Genomic DNA, 23,547 nt, shown 5'->3' on the forward strand with positions numbered 1-23,547 from the left:
ATCAGTCAAACTGTAAGCTAAGCCGTCAGCTTTAGACGAGCAGTAAGCGTCTCTTCGTCCAATTGATACAGCGCGTCGAGGATATTCAGCTGCAAGCTGCCTGGTCCTTGCGATTGCTCTGCTGCAATTTCGCCAGCAACGCCAAGTACCGCAGCGGCAGCCAAACCGCTATTATCACCAACCGCAGCAAATGCACCAGTGAGTGCAGACAGCGTACAACCCATTCCCGTCACGTAAGGCATCATGGCGTGACCGTTGTTCAGTTGCGTCACCGAGTCCGCAGTTACGACATAGTCAGTCTCGCCAGAAATCACCACGCTTGCGTTGTATTCAGCTACAAGGAACTTGGCAGCACCTAATGCTGCATCACTGCTATCTAATGCATCAACACCTTTGCTTTGAGCTTGTTCACCCGCCAGTGCAATGATCTCTGAAGCATTAGCGCGAACGATTAAGCAGTCTGCCTGTTGAGCAATACGACGTGACGTGTCGGTTCTAAGCTGGCTCGCACCACAGCCGACAGGATCAAGCACAACGGTTTTTCCATTCGCATTTGCTTGCTCAACAGCAAACTCCATGCGCGGCGTCCAAACACTGTCTAACGTACCAATATTGATCACCAATGCACCTGCAAAAGACATCATCTCAGCCATTTCCTGCTTTGAGTGTGCCATGATAGGTGACGCACCCAGTGCCAACAGAGCGTTCGCACTGTTATTCATAACCACATAGTTGGTGATATTAACCACCAGTGGTTTCTGTTCTCGAACCGCTTGCAGAGCGCTTGTGATCTGTTCAATAAGCATAAAGACCTCTAGTTAATGTTGGGTAATACAGCATCGCTTGCATCAAGTCCTTGCTGCCAAAACGCCACTTCCATGCGTGTCGCCGTCTTAAAGATGTGAATCAAGTTCTGTCCACGTTGGCTATTGATATCAATTTCCGCCAATAGTTGGTCGAAATACTCAGCTCCTGCCGCTACGCCACTTTGGAACTCTTCGCCACCATACAACTCAATCCAGCTGCGGTATGGATTACCTTCCAAGACTGTTTTCGGATCTTCCAGTAATGCTTTACCAATCACAGCATAACCGATAGAGCATGGTGCCAGTGCCGCGTAGAGAGCAACCAAATCGCCCGTCATACCCGCATCCAGTACATAACGTGTATACGCGACAGTCCCAAAGTCTTCCGGCTCATTTTCTAGGTCCGATTCAGTCAGCCCCCACTGCTCGCAGTAAGTCACGTGATGACCAATTTCAGAATCCAACAGTGCATGTACACTTGGCAATGCACGACGCATATCCGCCAGCGTGTTGGCTTTGTAAATCGCTAATGCATAAGCACGGGCGTACTGCTTTAGAAACAGAAAATCTTGTTTTAGATAATGGAGAAAACACGGCTGAGGCAGAGTACCTTGCGCCAGCGTTTGCACAAACTCATGCTCGGTGTAGTCTTGCCAATCTTGCTGACAAGCTGCTATTAAATCTTGATATTTCATGATGTTCCTTATTCGAACGTCGGTACGTAGTCAGCCGCTTTTGGCAGTGATTTGATGATGCCTTTGTCGTACATGAACTGTGCGTAATCATCGTAACGCTTATGATCGACTGCCGATGGGCGAAGAGCAAAACGCGTTAGAGTGTCGTTCCATGCACGCTGGTTCAGCTCGTTGTTAAGAGTGTCTGGCGAGTAAGCTACAAACTGCTTCCAAGATTCAGTTGGGTGGTTCACGATGTAGGTCGTCGCTTGCTCTAGCGCTTTGTTGAACGCTTTGATAGCCGCTTCATCACGTTTGTTAGCATTTGCAACAAAAATCAGCTCATCGTAAGCAGGTACACCGTGCTCTTCTGGGAAGAAGGCTTTTGCTTTGTAACCTTCAAGTGCCAGTTGGTTTGTTTCAAAGTTACGCAAACCACCCCAAATCGCATCTACTTTGCCAGAAGCCAGAGATGAAGAGAGTGCCCAACCCACATTGATGGTTTGAACGTCAGTAAACGCAACATTTTCCTGCGCTAGCATAGTGCCGATCGTCGCTTCTTCGTTACCCGCAATCGCAATACCAATCTTCTTACCTTTAAGATCGGCCAGTGAATCATTCTTGCCATTGTCCAGAACCATTAGCGTGTTCAATGGTGTTGCGATAAGCGTAGAGGCTCTCACTAATGGAAGACCTGCTGCTACGTCGATCGTTAGACTCGGCTGGTATGTAACAGCAAGATCAACGCGCCCTGCGGCAACTAGTTTGGCTGGTGTGCTTGGGTCCGCTGGCTCTTGAATTTCAACTTCTAAGCCCTGCTCTTCAAAGTAACCACGCTCGTGTGCAATCACGATCGGGCCATGGTTCGGGTTTACAAACCAATCTAGCATCAGCGTTACTTTAGTTTCATCTGCCATAACATGACCTGAAATCAACGAAGCCATTAGAGCAGCAGCGCTCATAAATTTACTGTTTTTCACGATTAACCTTTCCTTTTGAACTTTCTATTTTTATAGATTTTGTTTAGTTGTGGCTTTCCCAAGGGATCGCCTTTTTGAGTAATTTGTCTGTGACAAAGTAGAGTGAGATAGAGAGCACAGCTAAGATAAATAGCGCAGCAAACATCTCATCAATAATCATTCGTGCGTTAGCTTGTAGCATCAGGTAGCCAAGCCCTTCACTTGAACCCACCCACTCACCGACAACCGCACCAATTGGTGCAATCACTACAGCCACACGCACACCTGATGCCAAAGTCGGCAGTGCCGCTGGCAGCTGAATATGACGTAACCTTTGCCATTTGGTGGCGCCCATAGTTTGAGCCAGATCGAGATAGCCACGCGGGGTATTGCGTAAACCGTCGTAGCAGCACGTCGTCACTGGGAAGAAGATGATGATCGCCGCCATTACAACCTTGGAGGCAATACCGTAGCCAAGCCACAGCATCAGTACCGGCGCAATTGCAAATACAGGAACAGCCTGACTTGCGATAAGAATAGGTAGCAACCAACGTTTAAGCGGTTCGAATAGCAACATTTGCAGTGCGAAGAACAATCCTATCGATAAGCCAAGTAACAGCCCCAGCAGGATCTCTTGGGCGGTAACCCATGTGTGCTTCAACAACACGTCATAGCGTTCAAGCAGCTTGTTAAACACTTCCATCGGAGCTGGCAGAATAAAGCTAGGCATTTCAAATACCACAACCACCAACTGCCACAGACCCAGAATAATCGCGGTGCTTATCACGACACGCAGTAACGGGCTCATAGAGCGATCCTTATGGTTCAATACCGATTGAGGCTTGGTTAGCGCTTCGGAACTATGCATAGTCTTGCTCCAACTGCTCTAATATTTTCTGCTGAATGCTCGCGCACTGACCATCTATGGTTCTTGGAGGCAATGTTGTCGGAACTTGCAGTGATTTAGCAGATGCGGGTGAACCTCGCAAAACGTAAAGGTTGTGTGCCAAGCGCACCGCTTCTTGTGGATCATGAGTAATCAGGACCACGGTTTTACCTTGCAGCAAGTGAGCCGCTAAGGTTTGCAATTTGTGCCTTGTTACCGCATCTAACGCGGAGAAAGGCTCATCCATCAATACGATAGGTTTGTCTTGCATAAGCGTTCGCGCTAAAGCCACACGCTGACGCATGCCACCAGACAGTTGTTGTGGCATAGCGTGAGCATAATCAGAAAGCCCTACTGATTTCAGCAAAGATAAAGCTCTTGCGTGATTGTCTGCATCGCTCGAGGCACTTTCCAAGCTTTGAGAGTCTTTCCCAGCAAAGCGCCGGCTTAGACATACGTTATCAATCACCGATAACCAAGGCAGCAGCAGATCTTGCTGTGCCATGTAGGCAATCTTGCCCTCTAGCGATTGACCATCACTCGTCTTCACGACACCTTGCCACTCAATGCTCTCACCCAATAGACCAGCGAGATAACGTAAAATGGTGGTTTTCCCGCAGCCACTTCTACCCAATAACACGGTCCATTGAGATGCAGGAATCGATAAGCTCAGGCCTTGCAACGTCGACTGTTGGTTATCGAGATAACGAATGCTAGCGCTGATTATTTCAACGCCAAGAGGTTTAGCGGACATCAGCGTGACCAGAGTAAAAGTGATTTACAGGGCCGTGACCTTGACCCACATTCAATTGATCCGCATGAGCGATCGCTTCTGAGATATAACGTTTACCAAGCTCCACCGATTGAGTCAGGTCGTTACCCTGAGCAAGGTAAGAGGCGATAGCCGAAGAGAGCGTACAGCCAGTACCGTGTGTGTTCTTGGTTGGGAATCGTTTTGAGCTGATAAGAGCAGTGCTGGTTGGCAGAATCAGTAGATCATTGCTGTTTTCGTCTTGCTCTAAGTGGCCACCTTTTAACAGCACCGATTTTGCGCCCAATGCTCGAAGCTCTTCAACCATGTCTTGCATGTCGGCTTCGCTTTCTGGCACAGGTTTACCTGTCAGTGCTGCGCCTTCTGGAAGGTTTGGTGTAATGATGTCGGCAAGTGGAATAAGCGCTTCTTTCAAGGTACTAATCGCAGATTGCTCAAGCAACAAGTCGCCACTGGTCGCCACCATCACAGGGTCGATCACCAAGTGTTTAGGTTGGTACTGCTTAATCTTGTCAGCCACTACCTTGATGATGTTTGAATCCGCCAACATACCGACTTTGACTGCAACGACATTCAGGTCACTGAATACTGCATCAAGCTGGCTTGCAACATGATCTAATGGAATGGGAAAGATGGCTGAAACGCCTTGTGTATTTTGCGACGTGATTGCGGTGATCACTGAACACGCAAAACTACCTGTCGCAGACATGGCTTTGATATCGGCTTGAATACCTGCGCCGCCGCCACTGTCTGAACCCGCAATGGTTAACACAATTGGCGTGCTTGAAGAAATGGACTGAGTGTTGATTTGCGTGCTGGAATGCTGTGTCATGGTCGCTCCTACCATCTAAAAGACGTAGGAGAACTGAACTAAAACCAAGATGGCAGGCACCAGAGATCGAAGGATCGATGGAATGAAAATCGGTACCGCATAGGTTTTAGTATCAATAGTTCCCTACGCCAGTACTAACTGAATCAGGTTCAACGGGTCTCGAAATTCGATCTCAGCAAATACAACACGGTGTAATTGCCCCCCGACTATTTGCATCCATACTAACAGCACTCTTGAGAGTGAGGTAATAATTTTGCAGATTATTATTTACTAAAGCGTGAACGAAAGCGTTTTCGTCCACAATTTCATCAGATTTTGGAGGTTAAAAATGAGAGAGTGAATAATTTTGTTACTTCGATGTAAACGAATACCGCTTCTAAGGAAACACACGTTCCAGCATGTTAAAGGCTAACATTAGGTACGATTAACTCACCATAAGCATAGAACTCAGTTTTTTTACTTACTATCTAGGCAATGAATTTATAAATCTGATTCTTAGATCACATTGGATGCACAGTAAATCATTGAAACTTATGATATAGACTGCAATCATAAGCCAAAATTAGTATTTGCAATACGACGTCTCACAACCAGTCTAGGCTACTGGAACACCCCAAAACGCGATTAATATAAAGAACAATGAAAATAAATAAGTTAACAGTCGGTTTCCTATCAATAGTTTTAACTGCCTGCAGTAGCACCACCTCTGATTTTGAGCAGAAATCTTCTATATTAAATAGTGCCAAAGCTTACACATATCAAAAAGTAGAAACACCAAAAACCAAGGAGTTGCTGCTACGTGATTATGTCTATTATGCTGCTCAACAAGCAGATAAAATGAAGTTCAAAAAGTTTGCACTTATTCAAGAGTATAGTCAGAATAAATTCGGCGGTTTTAATTCAAGCAAGATAACAACATTTATGTTTAACTCCGAACTAGATTTCAATGAAATCAAAAACTATGAAAGTCCATATAAAAAACTGAAGCTATTGGGTGTATTTGATACAGAAGAATATAAAGACAAGCGATTCCATACAGTTGGGCTTATACCTGGTTTAGTCTAAGTCCAGTGCCTATTACAGAGCAGAATATGCGAGAGCTTTTCAGATTCATGAACCAATTTTACTTTACTCCCACAACTACAGGGGCTTCAATGAATAGTCCATTTGCCAAAGCACTCCTAGTACTTCTTTCTATGATTACTTTATATGGATGCGTAAACCAGACTGAAAAACCTAGGGCTTCTGAGCTAGCAAAATACGGACAGATCTACGCACAACTCATTCAAAGTAAACTAGATATCCCGGAAGCTTTTCAAGGGAAAATATGTAAGCTCAATATTATATTGACAGCCAGCGGTCAAGTAGAGTCAGTTGACTCATCTGGTGACGAAAATTTATGCCAAGCGAGTAAAAATGCTATCAGTCTCATAGAAGCCTTTCCTTTTCCTGAAGACAAGGAGACAGCAGCTGAGCTTCAGGAAATTAAGCTAAATATCAACTATATGTGATACACCAAATAAAACAACGTAACTTAGACACTTAAATATTAACCAATTTAATGGAGTATGAATTGTTTGAAAATCATTTAAAAAGAACTAAATTTCTATTAGTTATTCAGATAATAACGATACTAGTCGCTTCTTTTTTTCTATTTATTTTACTCTCGCAGAGTACTCAACTACATCTTACTCAACAATATCTAGTATTTTCATTAATCTTGACAATATGGGCTGCAAACTTATTTGCTACTTATGGACTCTTTAAGAAAAGACTATGGGCTCTGAGGTGGATAGCTGTACTGCAATTTATCCAATTGGTAGATATAGATACGCCCAACTTTTCCTGGGCCTTATCTTCAGGTATTAAACTTCCGATAAGCGTAAATTTCGATCAAATAACAATCTCCGTCAACATACTCTCAATCTTTGTCATTTGGCTCTGCTACACAAGTGGCAGACTTTTACGCAAAAAATAGCAAGAGTCACAAAGTAAGGTTCGTGAGTATCTAGCTCTTTTCGTGCACCCATCTGCGTTTACACACTCTCTATAAACGCAGATGAGCGGTTTTCGAGTATGCCTAAGGTTTATTCCCAGAACTTCCACCATTTTTGGCTATTCTCTTCTCTTTTCGTTTGGCCTTGCTCAGAGCCTTTGTCTACTTCATTGCGAACTTGGTCTGCTTTCTTTTCTTTTTGCTTCTCGAGCCCGGATTTCTTATCTTTTAGTTTCTCCTTAAGATCATCGACTTCATCCTGCTCATCCTCTAGGTCCTCTATTTCACGCTCTAACTTTTTCTTGTCCTTTTTATTTTTGGCTTTCTTCGCTTTTTCTTTCTTCTCTTCTATTAACTCATCAAGCTCTTCGTCGCGATCTTCAATTCGCTTTTCAATATCTTCAATGTCGGAAGACGACTTTATCTCTTCTAGATCTGGTTTTCCTTTACCCGCCCATTCTGGTTTTTCCGCAAAAGTAACAGGGGACATTAGTACTAGAACACTTGCTAATGAAATGATTTTCACTGGTCTCATAATCTGTTCCTCTGGTGCAACCCAGTTAACATTATACGACACGGACTGATATGATGAGGGAAATGGCTAAATTATTGATACAAGGATGATACGTTGAATACTCTAATCTATTGCTTAATTGCAGCTGCCCTACTTCCCTATCTTGCGAAAATCCCAGTGGCTATCGCCATGAACAAACTGGGTGGCTACGACAACAATCATCCACGTGAGCAACAGGCGAAATTGCAAGGGTTTGGAGCTCGTGCACTTGCCGCGCACCAAAATGCGTTTGAATCTCTCATCGTATTTTCAGCCGCGATACTTCTTGCCATAGCAACTGATACTGTCAACGAGAGCGTGCAGTTGTTTGCAATTCTCCATATCGGTTTTCGAGTGGCTTACCACATTCTGTATTTGGTCAATATTGGTGTTATGCGCTCGATCTGTTGGGCGGTTGCGATAGGCAGTTCGTTTTTCATTATGGGACAATGTATCCAAAGCTTATAAAAATGACGCTGTTCGTTGATGGAAAGCTCTAAAGTGAACCTATATATAAATGTAACCGTCCATGGTATTTAGGCTTCATTTGGCAGCCTTAACCCACGCGATCCAATACGGCAGGCTTCAGTCTGTGAGAGATGTAAACCACTGGCTCTGACCACAGTGAATCAAGCTCTTCAGCATATTGTGCGCCAGTCATTGGGCGGCTATATGGGTGAACTTTGGTTCGAGGGTGACTTCGAACATTAACGACTGCATCAACATCAACGATATAACCGCTGTCATTGCTGCTCCCACGATTAGGCTTAGAGAGCCTTAAGCCAATCGGTGCACCTCCCTCAGGTGTCGGTGGCGTTGTAGAATTCTGCTTGTTCAAAATGATATGCAAGACTTCCTGTAGCAAACCAAAAGCGAGTACGACATAAATGTAGCTCTTATCCAGCTCGATCCCTACTCCTTCCAACATAAGAACGACGCCAAGCATTACCAAGAAAAGCAGTGCCAGTAGTTTCAAGCCGGGGTGTTTGGTAATGGTGGTTTGAATAGCCTCTGCTAGTAGCACCATGATGACAGCTGACACAACAATCGCGGTTATGATAATCGTGACTTCGTCCACCAGTGCAACGGCTGTAATCACAGAGTCGAAAGAGAACACCGCATCAACCGCAATGATCTGCAACACGACCAACATCAAGCTACTGCTGTTGGAACGCGGTTGTTTGACTTTTGGCTCCGTAAGCCACGCGTGCAATTCATGTAGGCTCTTTAACAATAAGAAAGCGCCCCCAAAAATCAGAATCAGATCTTTTCCTGACCAAGCCCAGCGAGAAATCGATACGAGTGGCTCTGTCAGAGTCATCAGCCAAGACACTGAAAATACTAACCCGATTCGTGACAACACCGCCAAGCTGATGCCCAGGTTACGCACTCTTCTTTGTAAGCGTTCTGGTAGATCTTCAACCAAAATCGAGATGAAGATGACATTATCGACACCAAGGATAACTTCTAACAATAATAGGGTTCCAAATGCCACCATATAGTCTGCATTCATACTATGCGCCCCCAACTAAATGTTGAATCACGGCAAGCAAGAGCAAAGCACCGACAACGACGCCCACAGAAAAACGTGCGATTAAGCCAACTACTCTACGATTGCTTAATGAATAAGTAGAACCACTCCCAACCAAAACTGGAATAGAGCGAATCGGATCAGCTGCTGACCATAGGATGATGAGTTGTGTGATAAATAGCGTCAGCATGATTACGCAGTCTCCGCATTACGCGATAACGCCAGCCTTTGTCTGCGCTTTTTGTAGACATAGATGTATAGCAATTTGATAACGATGATGGTCATGGTTGGCCCCGTAGTGATTGAAAGGCCGCTCATTCTACGAATTGAATGATATCAAGCATCAGTAAAGGCTTATCTATCGGTTATTGAAATATAAAATAAATATAAAACAAATAAAATCAGATGGTTATTGACAGTTTTTATATCTATAACACTGATTTTTCATCGATCAGATGGGCAGCAGTGACGAGGAAATAATAAAGTTATAAGCAAACTCTGATGTGTTTCTCACTTCAAAGGTACAAAATATTGCTCCTAAATTAAAGAGGTCAATATGCCAATCTATCTTACCCAACTCATCGAAACGCTACGCGAATATGACATTATACTCGCGCTGCTTTTTGTCCTTTTTTACTGGCTGTTTAAACGCTTTATCTCGGCAACAATCACTAATCTAGCGAAAATGAAGTCGGTATCTTCTACACGGACTGCATTCATTATTCGTTGCTTTAATATTTGTTGTTTTGTATTGCTGTTTGCCACTTACATCATCGTCAGCGGGATTGGCTATGGTAACTTCACCATTTTCATCTCTTCGCTCATCACAGTATTTGGTGTTGCGTTTATCGCGCAGTGGTCAATTCTAAGCAACATTACTGCGAGTTTTTTAATCTTCTTCGTATTCCCTTACCGAATCGGAGACTCAATCGTGGTGGCAGATGGGGATGGTATTGAAGGAAAAATTCTCGAGATAAAATTGTTTCATACTTTAATTAGGCACCCAAGCGGCAACCTAATCACCTACCCGAACTCTTTGCTTCTTCAAAAGAGTGTCACAAAGGTGATTCGCAAAAATACTCAACAGATAGATAAAACTGGCAAGCACCCCAGTCAAGTGTCACACAAAGACAAAACTAAGCCGAAAAGCATTGCTGTATAACATATCAATGTCATGGGGCATTTTGATGAGATCCAATAGACCTAAAAAAGCCCTGACTATTCAGGGCTTAGTTTACATACTATCGAGAGAGTTGATTAGTTGGAAGTACTGTTGTCTTCCTTAATCACCTGCAATTGGTCGATCAGAGTATCTAAGTTACTGTCAAAAAACAGAGGCCCCGCCAAGGTCAGCGCCATTGGTGACGAGGTATTTTGCGTAGCTTGTAAATACAACTCTTTAGCACCACTGGTATGCCCTCTCGCTTCCTCTGCCTTAGCCATTAACAGATAGGTCAATGAGGTGTGCTGATTGTAAGGGATAGACAGTAAAATCTTCGATGCCTTCTCAGGATCACTTTCTGACAGTGCGAGTATCGCGTTCGCTTCACATACTCTAGGGTTTTTGTCTTTCTGCAACACTGTCTTCAAGGCAGATGAATACTGTTTGTTTAGCTCCTCGATACGTTTACTCTTATTGTCTTCATCCCGTGTAAATGCCGTCATAATCTCACTGATATAGCTCACCGAAAGGGTATAAGCATTATCAGGGGCGTATTCGCGCGCTTCTCTGAAATGTTCCAACGCCACATCAAATCCAACTTTGTTGTACAAGACACCTGTCGCCGACATCAATGATAAGATCGCTTGTTCATCTTTCGGGAATATTGAGACGTTCTGCTGTAACTCATCCTCTGGTACCTCGATGTACATCGCGCGTAACAAGTCATCAATCATCGCAGGGAACGTCTCATGGAAACGTCCAAAGTTGGTCGAATATCGACGGTTCAAATGAGTCTGACCCGATACTCGATTGTGGTATTTCATTAGCAATCTAAGTTTGCTTCCATCACGACTCATCGCTGTCGAGAAGTTAAACTCCGCAGCCGCTAGCCGTCGATGCTCTTCCGATTTCACTACACGAATGTTGCTATAGAAACCAACGTGTTCGATGAATTTGATCACCATTCCATACAGTTCGGGCCGAGACTTCACGTCTTCACTTACATTCAAAACCGCATAGCGAAACTCATAATGGCTTAGATGATTTGCATGTTGCTGCGTCGAAGAATCGATCTCGTCTTGTTGATAGGAAATCAAAATGACAAATTGCGCCACAATCACTACTATCAAAAGCGCAAATAGGAAGACTAGCCTGTTTGGTTTTGGCGGTGTCAGCGTCATTTTCTCACTAATACGACGCCCAGCGATGGAGAACTCAGGTTCGCTGCTCATCTCTTCACTAGCTTCTGGCTTTTGCACCGCAATTTTTTCGACTTTTACTTCACCATCAAATCGGTAACCACGCTTTGGTACCGTAATAATGTAACTTGCTTCATTTTCACTGTGTTTCTTGAGTACTTTCCGCAGCTCAAACACCGCTTGAGTGACGACTTGATCGGTTAATACACTGCCATTCCAGACCTGTTCAATAAGCTCATCCCGGCTATGTGTTAATCCAGGATTCATACATAGAAATTCAAGTAACTTTGCCAACCGATTATCAATCGTGATCAACGTATCCCCAAACTGGATCTGTCCTTCATTTGGTACAAAACGCCATTCATCAACGATAAAACTGATATTTTTGTCAGGCATTCACGAAAACTCTCTCTTTTTTGTTCACCTCATTGAGTAAACATAGCCCCAATCCAATGATTTCGCAGGGATTTAATTACTCGCAAACGTACATTTCCCACAAAATCAGTTATCAAGGAGAACAATGTCACATTTCAGCTTCCTTGTTTGCCATTTCATCATTCTTAAAAGACATAGAGTCATTGAAATAGAACTTTTATAGACTCAATCCTTTTAGAAAAACTTATCAAGCCTTTGTTTTAATTTGTTTTATATCTTGTTGATGAGATATTTATGAAGATTTATGAACAGATTAGCTTTCCGTTATGCCACACCTACCAGAACAACGCATCATAACCCCACACCGCAAGTGAGGGGCGAGACGCTTAAACATAAGAAGGCGCAACGTTCCCTGAAGTCACTTGCAATATGGATATGTTAATCGATGTAAAAATCATCATCTGCTGAAGGATTAGGGAATGTTAGTCAACCTTTATATTAAGAGCTCTTAAACAATGAAACTGAACAAATTTATTCTTCCTATCGCTGCTATCTTCTTCGTAACTCAGGTATCTGCTAACCCTTACGTGGGTGCAAGCTACCTTTACTCTGAGTACCAAGCAGAAAGCAACAACACAGACTTCAGCGATGAAAACAGCGGCTACAACCTTTACCTTGGTTATCAACTTAACGACTTCTTAGCGATTGAAGCGGGTTACGCAGATTTTGTAGATACACACAAAGACTACGAGCACATCCACTCTGATGCATGGCTAGCAAGCACTAAGCTAACTCTGCCAATCACTATTTTTGATGTATACGGACGTGTAGGTGTAGGCCACTTCCAAACGAACCTAGGTGACACGAACGACATTTACTACGGTGTAGGTGCAGGTGTTACTCTTGGCCCAGCTCGCGTGGCACTTGAGTACACGACTTACGAAGCAAAAATTGTTGAAAACAGCTACGCAGTAAGCGCAGAGTTCCGTTTCTAACTGAAATAAGATTGAATTGAGAGTTCGTATTTAACGCTCAACAAATACGAGTTCTGGACACAAAAAAGACCTCATGTCCTATAAATAGGGCGTGTTGACCTTTCGTGGTTAAGTTTTGTTCGGATGGGGACGCCTAGTCAAAAGCGTTTTAATCGCGGCGAGGGGGAAGTAGCCTAGTCATTCTAAGCAAATCCCCCTCAACAAAGAGTAAAACGCTTTTAGCGGGGGCGCCCAGCTCGAACCCTTCGGGCAGCGTTTGCTGGTCATTTCTACTGCGTTATCGGTTTTTCATGTAGGCTAGCTACACATCAAAACCTCTGCCTTGTAGAAATACCCAGCAATTCGCTGCAAAAATCAGCTCGAAAGATCAACACGCCCTAGGGACAGTTACGGATATAAGGTCTTTTTTAATTTATTGCGGCTAGTTTTCGTAACGCTGCATCTTCATTGTTGAGGTATCTGCGCCAGCTAGGAAACCTTGCGCAGCAGAAGCACTCATGAAGCTCTCCATCGATGCATCCGCATCATCCAGAGATTCCCAATGCACAATCACGCGCCATGTATCGCCATCCACTAGTCCAGATTCACGCTGAATAAATCCTGGTTGTTTTGAAACATAGCTATCGGCAACGGCTTTATCCAGTTTTGCGAATTCTTGTGGGTCGACACCATCTTTAAGTTTAAACGAAGCCACTTCCACCACGTAATCATGCTCGAAACCAAATTTACCGTTATCGTTTTTCCACTCTTCACGAGGCGGGATATTCTCGATCACGTCCCAATGCTCAACGATCTTGCCGTTATCAAGACGGAACAAATCATAGAAGGCGACGTCTTTATTCATAAACACACCTTCGCTAATAGCGAGTACAAAGTTACCTTCACCCAAGATCTTGTGATTCTCTTTGTAAACCATTGGCATACCAGCTTTTGCCAACTCTCCAAGCGCTTTGCCTAAGCCACTTAGGCCATCTGCTACCATGGTGTTGTGTTGAAGATAAGCGTCATCTTCGTTGTCGATAAACTGATTGATTTTAGACATATCACCTTGCATTAAAATGGTACTTACAAAGTCTGCAACAATGGCTTTATTGTCTTCTGTTTTATCAAGGTCGGTCACTTTTGTTGTCCCATCAAGCTGGGTGCGACCGCTTGGGTTTGGTTGGGTCGCTAGCTCGGCTAGATTGTCCCAATGTTCAACTATCTTTCCCTCTTCGAAACGGAACACGTCAAAACCGACTTTAGGACCAAAGAAGTTATATTCCGTATGTAGAAAAACATAATCGCCGTCTTGATAAGCGCGTTTTACATCGGCTTTTGCGCTACCTGCTGGCAGTGCCTTCATCACTTCACCAAAGCCTTCCAAACCATCGCCAACCGCCAAGTTATGCTGGGTGTATTGGGTAGGATTGATATAGCTAATTGCGTTAGCATCGCCGGTTTCAATGCTCGATATCACCGCTACGGCTTTATCTTTGTTGGAAAGCTCATCGTTTTTCACCATAGAATCATTAGCGCATGCAGCAAGGCTCAGCACACTCGCAGCAAGAAGTGTGCGAGAAAAGAAAGAAGAAAGTGGAGATGTAATCATTTTGTTGCCCTCTCGTTTTTGTTAGTAACAGCTTAGTCGGGCAACCATGATTTCGTCAGAGTGAAAATGGGTTAAATTATGGTGAATATCGAACCTAAAGCGTCGGATTCTTGTATTTTTGACTAAACTGGCTCGGCGTTAATCCAGTTAAATTCTTAAAATACTTAACAAAGTTACTGGCATCCTCAAATCCAAAGTCGTACGCCATTTGTTGTGATGAAGTGTGGCTCACCACCAAACGACGCTTAATCTCGATGATAGTAAACGCATCGATCATCTGTTTCGCAGTCAATCCCGTTGCCAACTTGCAGACAATATTCAACGTCTTATAAGTCGTGTTGATCTGTTGAGCGTACCAATTTGCGTCTCTTATTTGGTGAAAGTGGCTTTGCATTAATTCGAAGAAACGTGCGAATCTGATGCTCTGATCTTGAGTCAATTTGTCTTGCCTTATTTCAGGTCTTAATCGATGTAAAGAGAGCGCGAAAGCCGAGAAAAGATACATCACGATTAAAGGCTCGCTGGATGCTCTGTTGATTTCCTCGATCATTTGTCGAATAAAGACCAATGTTGGTTCTTGGTCTTGCTCCTCCAACTGTAGCAATGGTGAGTGCTTTTCATTGAGGTGAGTCGGCGTGTAGTTTGGCAGCTTCATATTGGCATGCACTTGGTCGAGAAACGCTTGGGTAAAGAGTAAGATTTTTCCCTTCGGGCGATTAGAAAAATCAAAGCTATGAACCTGTTCTCTTTGCACGAAAAGAACCGAGCCTTCTTGAAAAGGATAATCCTCAAAGTCCACCATGTGGCTTCCGGTGCCCTGCTCTATGTATATGATTCCGAAGGAATTAATACGATGAGCACTTTCAGGGCTATGGTCGAGCCGATTTTGCTCGTATAAATCAGATAACTCCAGAATTTGAAGCTCAGCTTGATTCGATTGTTGATGGCTAAAACCAACTTGAGGAATAGACAAAATCCACCACCTTTGTTTTATTTCTATTTAACCACAGAGACACATTTAGCGGCCTTCGAAGACAACCTGATTGAAGTCGATCCAGCCATTAGTAAGAAGATCCATCGCATTCACTTTATGAGAAATTCTCATATCTTGTGCGCATTGAAACAGAGGGGTATAAATCGCTTTTCGAATCAACTCGCGCTCAATTCGCTGGTAACCTTGAACCCGCTTACTTTCATCTGATTGCGCCAAACTATCAAATACTTGTTGTTCGAACCAAGGCTTCAATTGCTTATTCAAGCTCGCCGTCACAGTGTTAGTACACAACAACCATCCAAGCCAAGAACTCTCTTTATGTTCACCAAACACCTCACCAGAAACAATAATATCCGCTTTCGATTGTCGCTCTACTTGGTCAAATTCAGGATATGGCAGCACAGTAAGGTTTGAATCTAAACCATGCTGACACAGAAGCTCAGTAATGTTTTCAGCCGCTTCAATATGCCCAGGCAACTGATAAGTTAACACCTCGAGCGGCACCTGATTCGCCGAAGACAAATCCACTGCTTTACCAAGTTTTAAGGGTTCAAGGCTTGTCATACCCGATGCTCGTCGATAAATCATAGTGTCTCTCACACCATTCATCGGCAAGGATTGCAGCAACAGTTGGATGTATCGACGATGTTTTGCCAACTTCATCCACGCGTTGTTTTCACTGTTTAAACAAGCGTAGATACAGCCCTCTTCCCACTGTTGTACCTGTGTGAATTCATCAGCAATGTCCGGGGCAGAGCTACCGTGCACAATATCGCAATGCATTTGAAAGTCATTTGCAGATAAACCCATGTTCCAGATTTCTACGCCATCTAGCCAAGGTCGATAGCCATGATAATGAGGAGATGCAGTAAGTAGCGTTCGGTAATCGGTTTGCTCTGCCAACCGAAACGCTCCACTTCCGACTATCGAACCGTCGCCGTTCAACTTGGAAACAGATAGCGCACTATGCGCCATCAGCCTTGGCAGATAATGAGACAAACGTTTGGAGCGAATTCGTAAGGTGTACTCGTCGACCACAGAAAACTCATCAATGAGTAAGAACAGACCTCGGCTCACCGAGTTTGACGAGATGATCGACTCATAGGCTGCCTTCACATCAAATGCAGTCAGTGCTGAGCCATCCCAGAACTTAAGTGACTTACGCAGTCGAACCTCTAGCATATCGCCTGTATGCACCCAAGTTTGCGCTAAATCGCCTTCCAACTGGCCTGTATCTCTGTTGAAACTCAACAGGTTCGCATAGAGGTAATCAGCGATGTGCTGTTCAGTACGCCTAGATATTTCATAGGGGATCAAGCTGTGTGTCGCTCGATAAAATGGGATTTGGAGGATGTCTTGATCGTTATCTTGCTGTTGATATTGACTAACAAACTCGGCAATAAACTGATCACGATCTTTGCTTCTGATAAGGTTCAACGCTTGATCGGCTTTCCCCTCGTTCATCCAGAACTTAGCTTGTTTGATTAATGTGGTGTTTACCGACTCTTTAAGCAGAAGCTGAGGCAAATTACCTCTACCAACGCCCGACTTCCAATCAATGATCGACTCTTCCACCAGCCTTTTGATGACCAACTGAGCGTTACGACGCGTGCAGTTCAACGCTTTCGTAATGTCATCTAATGAAATCGGTGTCCATCGACCTATCTCGAATCCAAAGTCTCGCAAAAATACCAAAGCTAACCAATAACGCATAAAGGTGAAATCCTAAAATTATATTTCTATTTTTCTTCATCTTTTATTTTCAAATAATAGCCGTGTTACCAAAAATAAAAAGGATATTTAGATGAATACGTTAGCTGAGTCTCATGGCTCCATCTGGAAGAATAGAACATTCGTTACGTTGTTTAGCAGTGCTCTGTTTGTGAGCTTTGCAAGCCAAATCTACACACTTGCATTACCGTTGTTGGTGTATGAATTGACCCAATCCTCTGAGTGGATGGGTTGGATAAGAGCCGTTGAGTTTCTGCCCAATCTATTGCTGGCTCTATTTATTGGCGTGTGGGTTGATCGCAGTGATAAAAAGCAGTGGTCGCTGGCCATGTTGCTTGGACAGGCTGTGACGGTGTTTATCTCGTTCCTCGCGGTTGAGTTCCTAGCTGAACAATTATGGGTTCTGTTTCCATGTGCGTTCTTGATGATGGCGTTTAACTATGGCTACCATAATGCGCGTATGTCGATTCAGAAAAGCGCGCTTTCTCATGAAACTCAGAATGTAGCGACCGCTCGTATGAGCTCTTTGGGCAGTTTTATGGAAACCGTTGGGCCTGTACTCTCGGGGGCAATCATGCTGCTGGCGACCATTCATAACGTCTTTATCGGCGTAGCGCTTTTTATGCTATTGGCTTTTTGGCAGCTCAAAAGGCTCGACGTTAAAACACCCATCAACAGAGACAAACAAAGCACTTTCAGCGCAATAAAAGAGGGATGGAACGCACTACGTAATGAGCAGAACATGTGGTTGATTACTCTTGCTGTAATGGTCATCAACACAACAGGTGCCGTATTCTGGATTCAGGCTATCTACTATGCCAAAGCAGATTTGGGATTAAATTCAGTGGGCGTCAGTTATCTAATCGTCGCTTCTGGCCTAGGTGGTCTTATTGGTGCATTCAGTGCCGATAAACTACGAAAGAAATGGGGGCTGGGATGGCTTCTTATTATCTCTATTGCACTCGAATCCATCGGGTTTGTGATTCCACTTGTAATGGAGAATCAAACAGCGCTTATTGCTGGGTTCTTTTGGGTATCCGCTGTGGGTCTATATAGCAGCATCTGTATCTGGAGTTACCGCCAAGAAGCCTTTGATGTCAGCGTTCTCGGCCGAATAAACGGGATAACAGGCTCACTCTTCAAACTCCTAATGCCATTTGGTCTTGCTGGTTCAGGCTATTTAACATCATTGATTGGTATTGAGTGGCTGTTCGTCTCGTGTTTTGTTACACAGCTACTAATAGCACTTTGGTTAATGACAACCAGCGTCCGTTCTATTCGTTAATCGCAAAATAAGATACGCAAACGCCCAAAACGAATTTCGCTTTGGGCGTTAAACTAGTGAGTGCGCTGAGAACCAGTATTTCTATTTAAGCTGGTTTATCACAACGAACAAAAATGAAGTTGGGATTATTTTTCAGATGGTTATATCTATCTTCATCGATCTCTAGTACCCGCTCATCTACTTCACCTTCGGTTATTCTTGAAATCACTAACCCTGATGCAGCAATCGCACTGCAGATCTCCGTAAGTGAACGACGATAAAAGCTCACTTGCACAGGGTCGCCTATGGTATTCCACTCTTCTTGAATCAACTCACGACTAAAGTAGTTACCATTAATAGAGCATTCAAAGTCAGCAAATGGGTGATGGGTAGAGAAGACCATGTAACCACCAGGCTTGAGAACCCTTTGCACTTCTTTAAATACTGGTGTGAGGTCTTCAATGTAATGCAGCACTAGGGGACACACAATGACATCTATGCTCTGGTCAAGTTCATTAGGAAGCCCAATAGCAAGGTCTTGAGCATAAGCCTTTAGCTTTGAGCCAAAACGCTCTGTAACCAAGCTAACCATCTCTTCAGATAAATCAGTACAGGTCAATTCTGCGACTGATTGCTCCAGAAACCACTGAGCATATTCACCCGGACCACAACCGAGATCGAGTACCTTTAGACCTTTTACATCATCCAATAACGATAAAGTAGACGGGCGCTCTAACAGCGCGTTATAGATATTGCCCTTAACCACTTCCGCATACTTGGTTGCATGCTTGGTATACATTTCTGACATAACTTTACCTTTATTGAACAAAAACATGAGCCTAGCATGAAATCTGCAAACTTGTTGTCCATGACATGAAGTTTGACCAATTTCTGACTAGGCTCAGTACAATTCAATAATGGTTTGTGTTATCGATGGACTTTAAACACCTCGATTGCTGTTTGAAGATCTGTCGTTTGCTGGCTAACGACTTCTGTTGAGCGAGTATTGTCTGACACACCTTCGACATTGGTGGTGGTTGTGTCTCGGATCACCACAATGTTCTGGGCGACTTCATTACACACCATACTCTGCTCTTCTACAGCCGCTGCAATCTGGGTGCTGCTGTCCAAGATTTTCTGCATCTCATCCATTACCGCTTCGATTTGTTGGTAAGCCACTTGTGATGACTCAACACTCACTGTGCCCTTGGTTCGACAGCCTTTCATGGTCGACACAACCGCTTGAGTCTGACTCTGGACTGAAGTAATGATGCTAGAGATCTCTTCTGTCGACGTTTGAGTACGGCTCGCGAGCGTTCTTACCTCGTCTGCTACAACAGCAAAACCACGGCCTTGTTCACCAGCGCGCGCCGCTTCAATCGCAGCATTCAATGCCAGTAGATTGGTTTGCTCCGCAATTTCATGGATCACGCCTATCACAGAGCTGATTTGAGAAGAGAGCTCCGACAGATGTTCAATCTCATGTTCTGCGGATTCTAGCTCGCTAGACAGCTCCGTAACCGTTTGCTTTGTTGATTCAATTTCAACCAAACCCTGCTGAGCAACCGTGAATCCTTTCTGTGTATTGCTTGCTGCGTGCTCTGTTGTTGCCGCGACTTCCTTGATGGTTTCCCCCATCTCAGTGATCGCCGTTGCAACGCTATCAGTTTCGAGTTGTTGCTGCTGTAATGAGAGCTCTGTTTGGTGACTATTCGATCTAAGCTGTACAGACACAGCCCCTAGGTTCTCAACACTGCTTTGTACCTGAGTAATCAAACTCTCGATACTCACAATCAGCTTGTTGGTGCCCTTAGCAATATCACCAATTTCATCATTAGATTCCGTTGCTCGTAGTGTTAAGTCATGGTCACGCGCAACTTGGTTAGTAATCAGATTTAAATTGGAAATGCTGCGTTGAATGCTGTTGATTAAACCGTAAGACAACAGAACAAGTGCAATAACAACGATGGAAAGTGAGAACAAAATAAACTGGTTAATCGAGGACTGTGCAGAGTCGATCTCTTGTTCAAACTGCTTTTCGACCCCTTTGAAAATCCTATAGATATCGTTATAGAGGTAATCGGACTGAGCGATGATGGCTGAAGCTTTGGTTTTGTCCGCTCCATAGATGGAGACTAGCGACTCAAACCCTTGTTGGTATTGGGTTATTTCTTTCAGCAGCTTTGGCATGTCATCCACCACAACCTCAAGCTCAACAAGGTGGGCGAGCAAAGATTGTGAGAGAGTATTGAAATGATCATACTCCTTCGAAAACTGAGCAGACAAGCTGGTTTCTGATGAGTTCAGAAACTGAAGCTCTATCCTTTTCATCTCTTGCAGCGAAAGCTCTAAATCTTTCACTTCAATCAATGTTTTTTCTAGTTTGATCAGCTTTAAGTTGCTGATTTCAGTGATCAATACGATAACGATAAGCGCACTAATCGCGAGGCCAGTCAGGCCAAAAAGTTTATGTTTTATTTTCATCAAGCAATTCCAAAGCAGCAATACCGACAGAAGCATCTATTATTTGTATTCTGCGCTTCTATAAAGACCACCTCGCCAACCTGTTATTACTTTATAAATTTCTTGTTACATTTATTCAAAGTATTTATTAAAAACAACTGACTCAAAATTGAGACAATTTACATTTCCGTACAAAAAACGCTCAAAAATCTACTTTTCATTCATTCCTACTGCAAAAATTGCGTGACACTTCAAAAATAGAATTTTGACTTTAATCTCGATTTAATATGACGCGAAAAACCATGGTTACATCTATGCTTAATAACAAATAGGCATAAATATAAGAGACGGCTATAGCCATGAGGAATAGTGACATCGCCAAGTTGCGCGAACTCGATTTCAACCTACTGAAAACCCTATCGGTATTGCTAGAACATAAACATGTATCAAAGAGTGCTGAGTTATTGTTTCTGTCACAGCCCGCGGTCAGTAAACAGCTCACTCGCCTAAGATCTATGTTCAACGACCCTTTATTGGTCAGATCGGGTAACAACCAACTTCTTACCCCCAAAGCAGAACGCATCAAGCCTCAAGTTGAATCGCTATGCGAACAAGTCAAGTATTTGGTCATCCCAGATGATTTAGATTTAAAAGAAGTAGATGCCACCGTTAGTATCATTTTCTCTGATTATGGCAGTCCTCATTGGATTTCCACCTTGCTGCGAGAGCTTCATCAGGAAGCACCAAACGTAACTGTGGTTTGTAAAGAGTGGAGTAGAGAAAACATCAATCAACTAGAGAATGGTGAGATCAACCTTGCGCTCGGGCCTATCATAGGTTCTGGTGCACGTTGTGAAAGTATCAAGTTTGGTGCTGTAAGTTCTTCTTTCATCGCTCGTAATAATCACCCACTGTTCACCGAAACTAGCGAGCCCCCACCTTTCTCGCAGTTTCCCGTTATCCGGATTTCGGGTTCAACCCAATATCAGCACATCTACAATACCATCCTTCCCGATAACCCTGTGATGTTGGATCAAGCCAGCATGTGGTTGGCGTTAGATACGCTTGAATATTCAGATGCAGTGCTCATTGGTCCAACCCGTGTCATGAAGTTGCTATCAGAAACTGAAGGCTATCGTTGCCAGTTACTCGAACAAGTCCCAGAGATCGATATATGTATGAGCTGGACAGCCGGGCTCACTAACGACCTTTTTTATAAATGGCTCATCGACAAGATGATCAAGATAGGCAAACAGATCGTTTCATAGCCCAACCTCCTCGCCATAACTCCCAGTTATGCCGCACATGAAAACTGACCATTTCTAACGCTGTACTCATTTTGGCATTCTTTGTTTCGTCCCGAGACAGCGGTGAAGTCACCACTCCATCGCTTCTCACTCTTACATTAGAGGAGCCGAAACTTGAGCCAACTACGAAACGCTTTCAAAGTCATCGCCTGTTCCGCTATCGCATTGGGCAGCTTTTTGCCCCATTCGGTATCAGCAGAGGAGTGGATCCCACAGCACATTGATAGTGTCTCTTTTGGTGGTTCTTTCGAAGGAAATTCAAAGGACATGTATTTCGGCTACACACGCTACAAACAAGGTGGTGTGGGAATTGGCGCAGAAGCTGCGTTTTATCGTTACGACCATGAGAGCAGTGTTCAAGACTACTCATCAAGGTATACGGAACGAGACTTATCCCTAACGCTCCCAGTTGCAGCGACAGACAAAGTGTATATCACCCCCGCTTTTGGTGTTCGTCAAATCAAAAACAGTTACGAACTCAAAGGAGAAGAAATGGATGACACGCAATATGAAGCGCTCTATGGCTTGGACCTGACTTACATGCTCGACAACGTGAACATCACCGTTGGCGCTGATAAATCCAAAAGCTCTGACTGGTCCATCACATACGGCCTAGGCGTTTCATTTTGATCGCTGGGTAAAACTCATCACAACATATTTTCAAATATTGATACTTAAATGAGGTTCTCATGAAAAACGTTCTAAAACTTACCGCAGTTGCTTTAATGGTCTCTCTAGCTGCTGGCTGTAGCTCTTCTGGTAGCTCAGGCGGTGGTGACACTGCACCACAATTCGACGGTGACTTAGGCTTTGAAAACGTGGATCCAGGTTACGGCGTCGATGCTCCAGATGGCGATCAAACACCAGATCTCGGTTTTGACTTCGGTTATGTCTACATTCCGGATTTAGGTGAAGAAGTGCCTGTCCCTACTCACCCGATCATGGGCACTCCATCAAATCCGATTGAGATTGATATCAACAACCCAGACAGCAAAATGGCCGCAGTTAAGGAGCGTTCAGACGAAAACGAGACGCTCTACTCAGTCTATATTGGTGAAGTTCGTGTTGGTGAGATCATCATCAACGACGACGGTATCTCAATCGAGGCGTTACACAGCGACAAAACCATTACTGCAGTTAAGAACACCGAAGAAGACTCTTGGCAAGTTCGCGGCGCTGACGGCAATGTGAAAGGCGACGTAAAACGCCTTGAAGATGGAACTTGGTTGATTCGCGAAGAGATCACTCGTGAGGTATACATTTCGGTCATCAAAGATGGTGAGAGAATCTTCATCCCAGCCAGTGAAGTGAAAGGAGCGCTGCAAAGTAAGCTAAAAACCAAAGGCCCAATGCGTGCTAACCTCCACAACGTTCATACACTAAAAGCACGTCCTAAACTCGGTTAAACAGAGTCGTCGGCTAGGCTCAGATTAAGGCTTTGCAGTTAACCCTGCATA

23 protein-coding genes, 1 pseudogene and 1 riboswitch are annotated in these 23,547 nt (G+C 43.9%); of the genes and pseudogenes, 9 read left to right on the forward strand and 15 right to left on the reverse strand.

The window, feature by feature from the left end; translation table 11 throughout:
- Window positions 1-17 precede the first annotated feature (17 nt).
- The 6 genes from thiM to thiD all read right to left on the reverse strand — a co-directional run bounded on the left by thiM (window position 18) and on the right by thiD (window position 4,929).
- Complete coding sequence (gene thiM, locus KI743_RS03575) at window positions 18-806, reverse strand: hydroxyethylthiazole kinase (protein WP_285465016.1); 789 nt, start codon at window positions 804-806, stop codon at window positions 18-20.
- Between the two features lie 8 nt (window positions 807-814).
- Window positions 815-1,501: a thiaminase II gene (gene tenA, locus KI743_RS03580; RefSeq protein WP_285465018.1), complete on the reverse strand. Its 687-nt coding sequence runs from the start codon at window positions 1,499-1,501 to the stop codon at window positions 815-817.
- Between the two features lie 8 nt (window positions 1,502-1,509).
- The gene (locus KI743_RS03585; RefSeq protein ID WP_306416755.1) at window positions 1,510-2,442 is read right to left on the reverse strand and encodes an ABC transporter substrate-binding protein; all 933 of its coding nucleotides are present in this window, start codon (window positions 2,440-2,442) and stop codon (window positions 1,510-1,512) included.
- Between the two features lie 61 nt (window positions 2,443-2,503).
- Window positions 2,504-3,247 (reverse strand): ABC transporter permease, encoded by a 744-nt coding sequence (locus tag KI743_RS03590; protein WP_373417794.1) that lies wholly within the window; start codon window positions 3,245-3,247, stop codon window positions 2,504-2,506.
- A gap of 52 nt (window positions 3,248-3,299) precedes the next feature.
- A complete protein-coding gene (locus KI743_RS03595) occupies window positions 3,300-4,079 on the reverse strand; it encodes an ABC transporter ATP-binding protein (protein ID WP_285465024.1) in 780 nt (259 codons plus the stop codon).
- Window positions 4,069-4,929, reverse strand: coding sequence for a bifunctional hydroxymethylpyrimidine kinase/phosphomethylpyrimidine kinase (gene thiD, locus KI743_RS03600; protein ID WP_285465027.1), 861 nt, complete (start codon window positions 4,927-4,929; stop codon window positions 4,069-4,071). Before thiD ends, KI743_RS03595 begins: the two co-directional genes overlap by 11 nt.
- Window positions 4,930-5,032: 103 nt before the next feature.
- A riboswitch (TPP riboswitch) is annotated at window positions 5,033-5,144 on the reverse strand.
- Between the two features lie 424 nt (window positions 5,145-5,568).
- Here thiD and KI743_RS03605 point away from each other — a divergent pair.
- Both KI743_RS03605 and KI743_RS03610 read left to right on the forward strand, forming a co-directional pair.
- Window positions 5,569-5,994, forward strand: a complete 426-nt coding sequence (locus tag KI743_RS03605) for a hypothetical protein (RefSeq protein ID WP_285465029.1) — start codon at window positions 5,569-5,571, stop codon at window positions 5,992-5,994.
- Window positions 5,995-6,083: 89 nt separating this feature from the next.
- Window positions 6,084-6,440 carry a cell envelope integrity TolA C-terminal domain-containing protein gene (locus KI743_RS03610; RefSeq protein WP_285465031.1) on the forward strand — a complete coding sequence of 119 codons (357 nt, stop codon included), beginning with the start codon at window positions 6,084-6,086 and terminating at the stop codon, window positions 6,438-6,440.
- A 576-nt stretch (window positions 6,441-7,016) separates the two neighbouring features.
- On the opposite strand, the gene KI743_RS03615 is transcribed toward KI743_RS03610, so the two are convergent.
- The gene (locus tag KI743_RS03615) at window positions 7,017-7,460 is read right to left on the reverse strand and encodes a hypothetical protein (protein WP_225312922.1); all 444 of its coding nucleotides are present in this window, start codon (window positions 7,458-7,460) and stop codon (window positions 7,017-7,019) included.
- A gap of 93 nt (window positions 7,461-7,553) precedes the next feature.
- Between KI743_RS03615 and KI743_RS03620 the strand changes: the two genes are divergently transcribed.
- Complete coding sequence (locus KI743_RS03620; protein ID WP_285465039.1) at window positions 7,554-7,946, forward strand: MAPEG family protein; 393 nt, start codon at window positions 7,554-7,556, stop codon at window positions 7,944-7,946.
- Between the two features lie 88 nt (window positions 7,947-8,034).
- On the opposite strand, the gene KI743_RS03625 is transcribed toward KI743_RS03620, so the two are convergent.
- Window positions 8,035-8,991: a TerC family protein gene (locus KI743_RS03625; RefSeq protein ID WP_285465041.1), complete on the reverse strand. Its 957-nt coding sequence runs from the start codon at window positions 8,989-8,991 to the stop codon at window positions 8,035-8,037.
- Window position 8,992: 1 nt separating this feature from the next.
- Window positions 8,993-9,199 (reverse strand): hypothetical protein, encoded by a 207-nt coding sequence (locus KI743_RS03630; protein ID WP_285465043.1) that lies wholly within the window; start codon window positions 9,197-9,199, stop codon window positions 8,993-8,995.
- Window positions 9,200-9,565: 366 nt separating this feature from the next.
- Here KI743_RS03630 and KI743_RS03635 point away from each other — a divergent pair, with 366 nt between their 5' ends.
- A complete protein-coding gene (locus KI743_RS03635) occupies window positions 9,566-10,171 on the forward strand; it encodes a mechanosensitive ion channel family protein (RefSeq protein WP_285465045.1) in 606 nt (201 codons plus the stop codon).
- 95 nt (window positions 10,172-10,266) lie between these two features.
- Here KI743_RS03635 and KI743_RS03640 read toward each other — a convergent pair whose 3' ends face one another.
- Complete coding sequence (locus tag KI743_RS03640) at window positions 10,267-11,766, reverse strand: winged helix-turn-helix domain-containing protein (protein WP_285465047.1); 1,500 nt, start codon at window positions 11,764-11,766, stop codon at window positions 10,267-10,269.
- A 494-nt stretch (window positions 11,767-12,260) separates the two neighbouring features.
- On the opposite strand from KI743_RS03640, the gene KI743_RS03645 reads away from it, so the two are divergent.
- Window positions 12,261-12,740 (forward strand): porin, encoded by a 480-nt coding sequence (locus KI743_RS03645; protein WP_152469722.1) that lies wholly within the window; start codon window positions 12,261-12,263, stop codon window positions 12,738-12,740.
- A gap of 715 nt (window positions 12,741-13,455) precedes the next feature.
- On the opposite strand, the pseudogene KI743_RS03650 reads toward KI743_RS03645, so the two are convergent.
- From KI743_RS03650 to KI743_RS03660, 3 genes and pseudogenes are all read right to left on the reverse strand, one after another.
- A pseudogene (locus KI743_RS03650) lies at window positions 13,456-14,331 on the reverse strand (hypothetical protein); the annotation flags it as partial.
- 94 nt (window positions 14,332-14,425) lie between these two features.
- Window positions 14,426-15,304, reverse strand: a complete 879-nt coding sequence (locus KI743_RS03655) for an AraC family transcriptional regulator (RefSeq protein ID WP_285465052.1) — start codon at window positions 15,302-15,304, stop codon at window positions 14,426-14,428.
- Window positions 15,305-15,349: 45 nt separating this feature from the next.
- Entirely contained in the window at window positions 15,350-17,038 is a 1,689-nt protein-coding gene (locus tag KI743_RS03660; RefSeq protein ID WP_285465054.1) for an ABC transporter substrate-binding protein, read from the reverse strand.
- A gap of 91 nt (window positions 17,039-17,129) precedes the next feature.
- On the opposite strand from KI743_RS03660, the gene KI743_RS03665 reads away from it, so the two are divergent.
- Complete coding sequence (locus KI743_RS03665; protein WP_285465055.1) at window positions 17,130-18,341, forward strand: MFS transporter; 1,212 nt, start codon at window positions 17,130-17,132, stop codon at window positions 18,339-18,341.
- An 85-nt stretch (window positions 18,342-18,426) separates the two neighbouring features.
- On the opposite strand, the gene KI743_RS03670 is transcribed toward KI743_RS03665, so the two are convergent.
- Together KI743_RS03670 and KI743_RS03675 are read right to left on the reverse strand one after the other, a co-directional pair.
- Complete coding sequence (locus KI743_RS03670; RefSeq protein ID WP_285465057.1) at window positions 18,427-19,128, reverse strand: class I SAM-dependent methyltransferase; 702 nt, start codon at window positions 19,126-19,128, stop codon at window positions 18,427-18,429.
- Between the two features lie 119 nt (window positions 19,129-19,247).
- Window positions 19,248-20,804 (reverse strand): methyl-accepting chemotaxis protein, encoded by a 1,557-nt coding sequence (locus KI743_RS03675; RefSeq protein WP_285465060.1) that lies wholly within the window; start codon window positions 20,802-20,804, stop codon window positions 19,248-19,250.
- A gap of 338 nt (window positions 20,805-21,142) precedes the next feature.
- Between KI743_RS03675 and KI743_RS03680 the strand changes: the two genes are divergently transcribed.
- From KI743_RS03680 to KI743_RS03690, 3 genes are all read left to right on the forward strand, one after another.
- Window positions 21,143-22,051 (forward strand): LysR family transcriptional regulator, encoded by a 909-nt coding sequence (locus tag KI743_RS03680; RefSeq protein WP_285465061.1) that lies wholly within the window; start codon window positions 21,143-21,145, stop codon window positions 22,049-22,051.
- Window positions 22,052-22,204: 153 nt separating this feature from the next.
- Entirely contained in the window at window positions 22,205-22,720 is a 516-nt protein-coding gene (locus KI743_RS03685; RefSeq protein WP_285465064.1) for a hypothetical protein, read from the forward strand.
- 59 nt (window positions 22,721-22,779) lie between these two features.
- Window positions 22,780-23,496 carry a hypothetical protein gene (locus KI743_RS03690; protein ID WP_285465065.1) on the forward strand — a complete coding sequence of 239 codons (717 nt, stop codon included), beginning with the start codon at window positions 22,780-22,782 and terminating at the stop codon, window positions 23,494-23,496.
- The last annotated feature ends 51 nt before the right edge of the window (window positions 23,497-23,547 follow it).

The organism is Vibrio sp. D420a (assembly GCF_030248625.1).
GTDB lineage: Bacteria > Pseudomonadota > Gammaproteobacteria > Enterobacterales > Vibrionaceae > Vibrio > Vibrio fortis_A.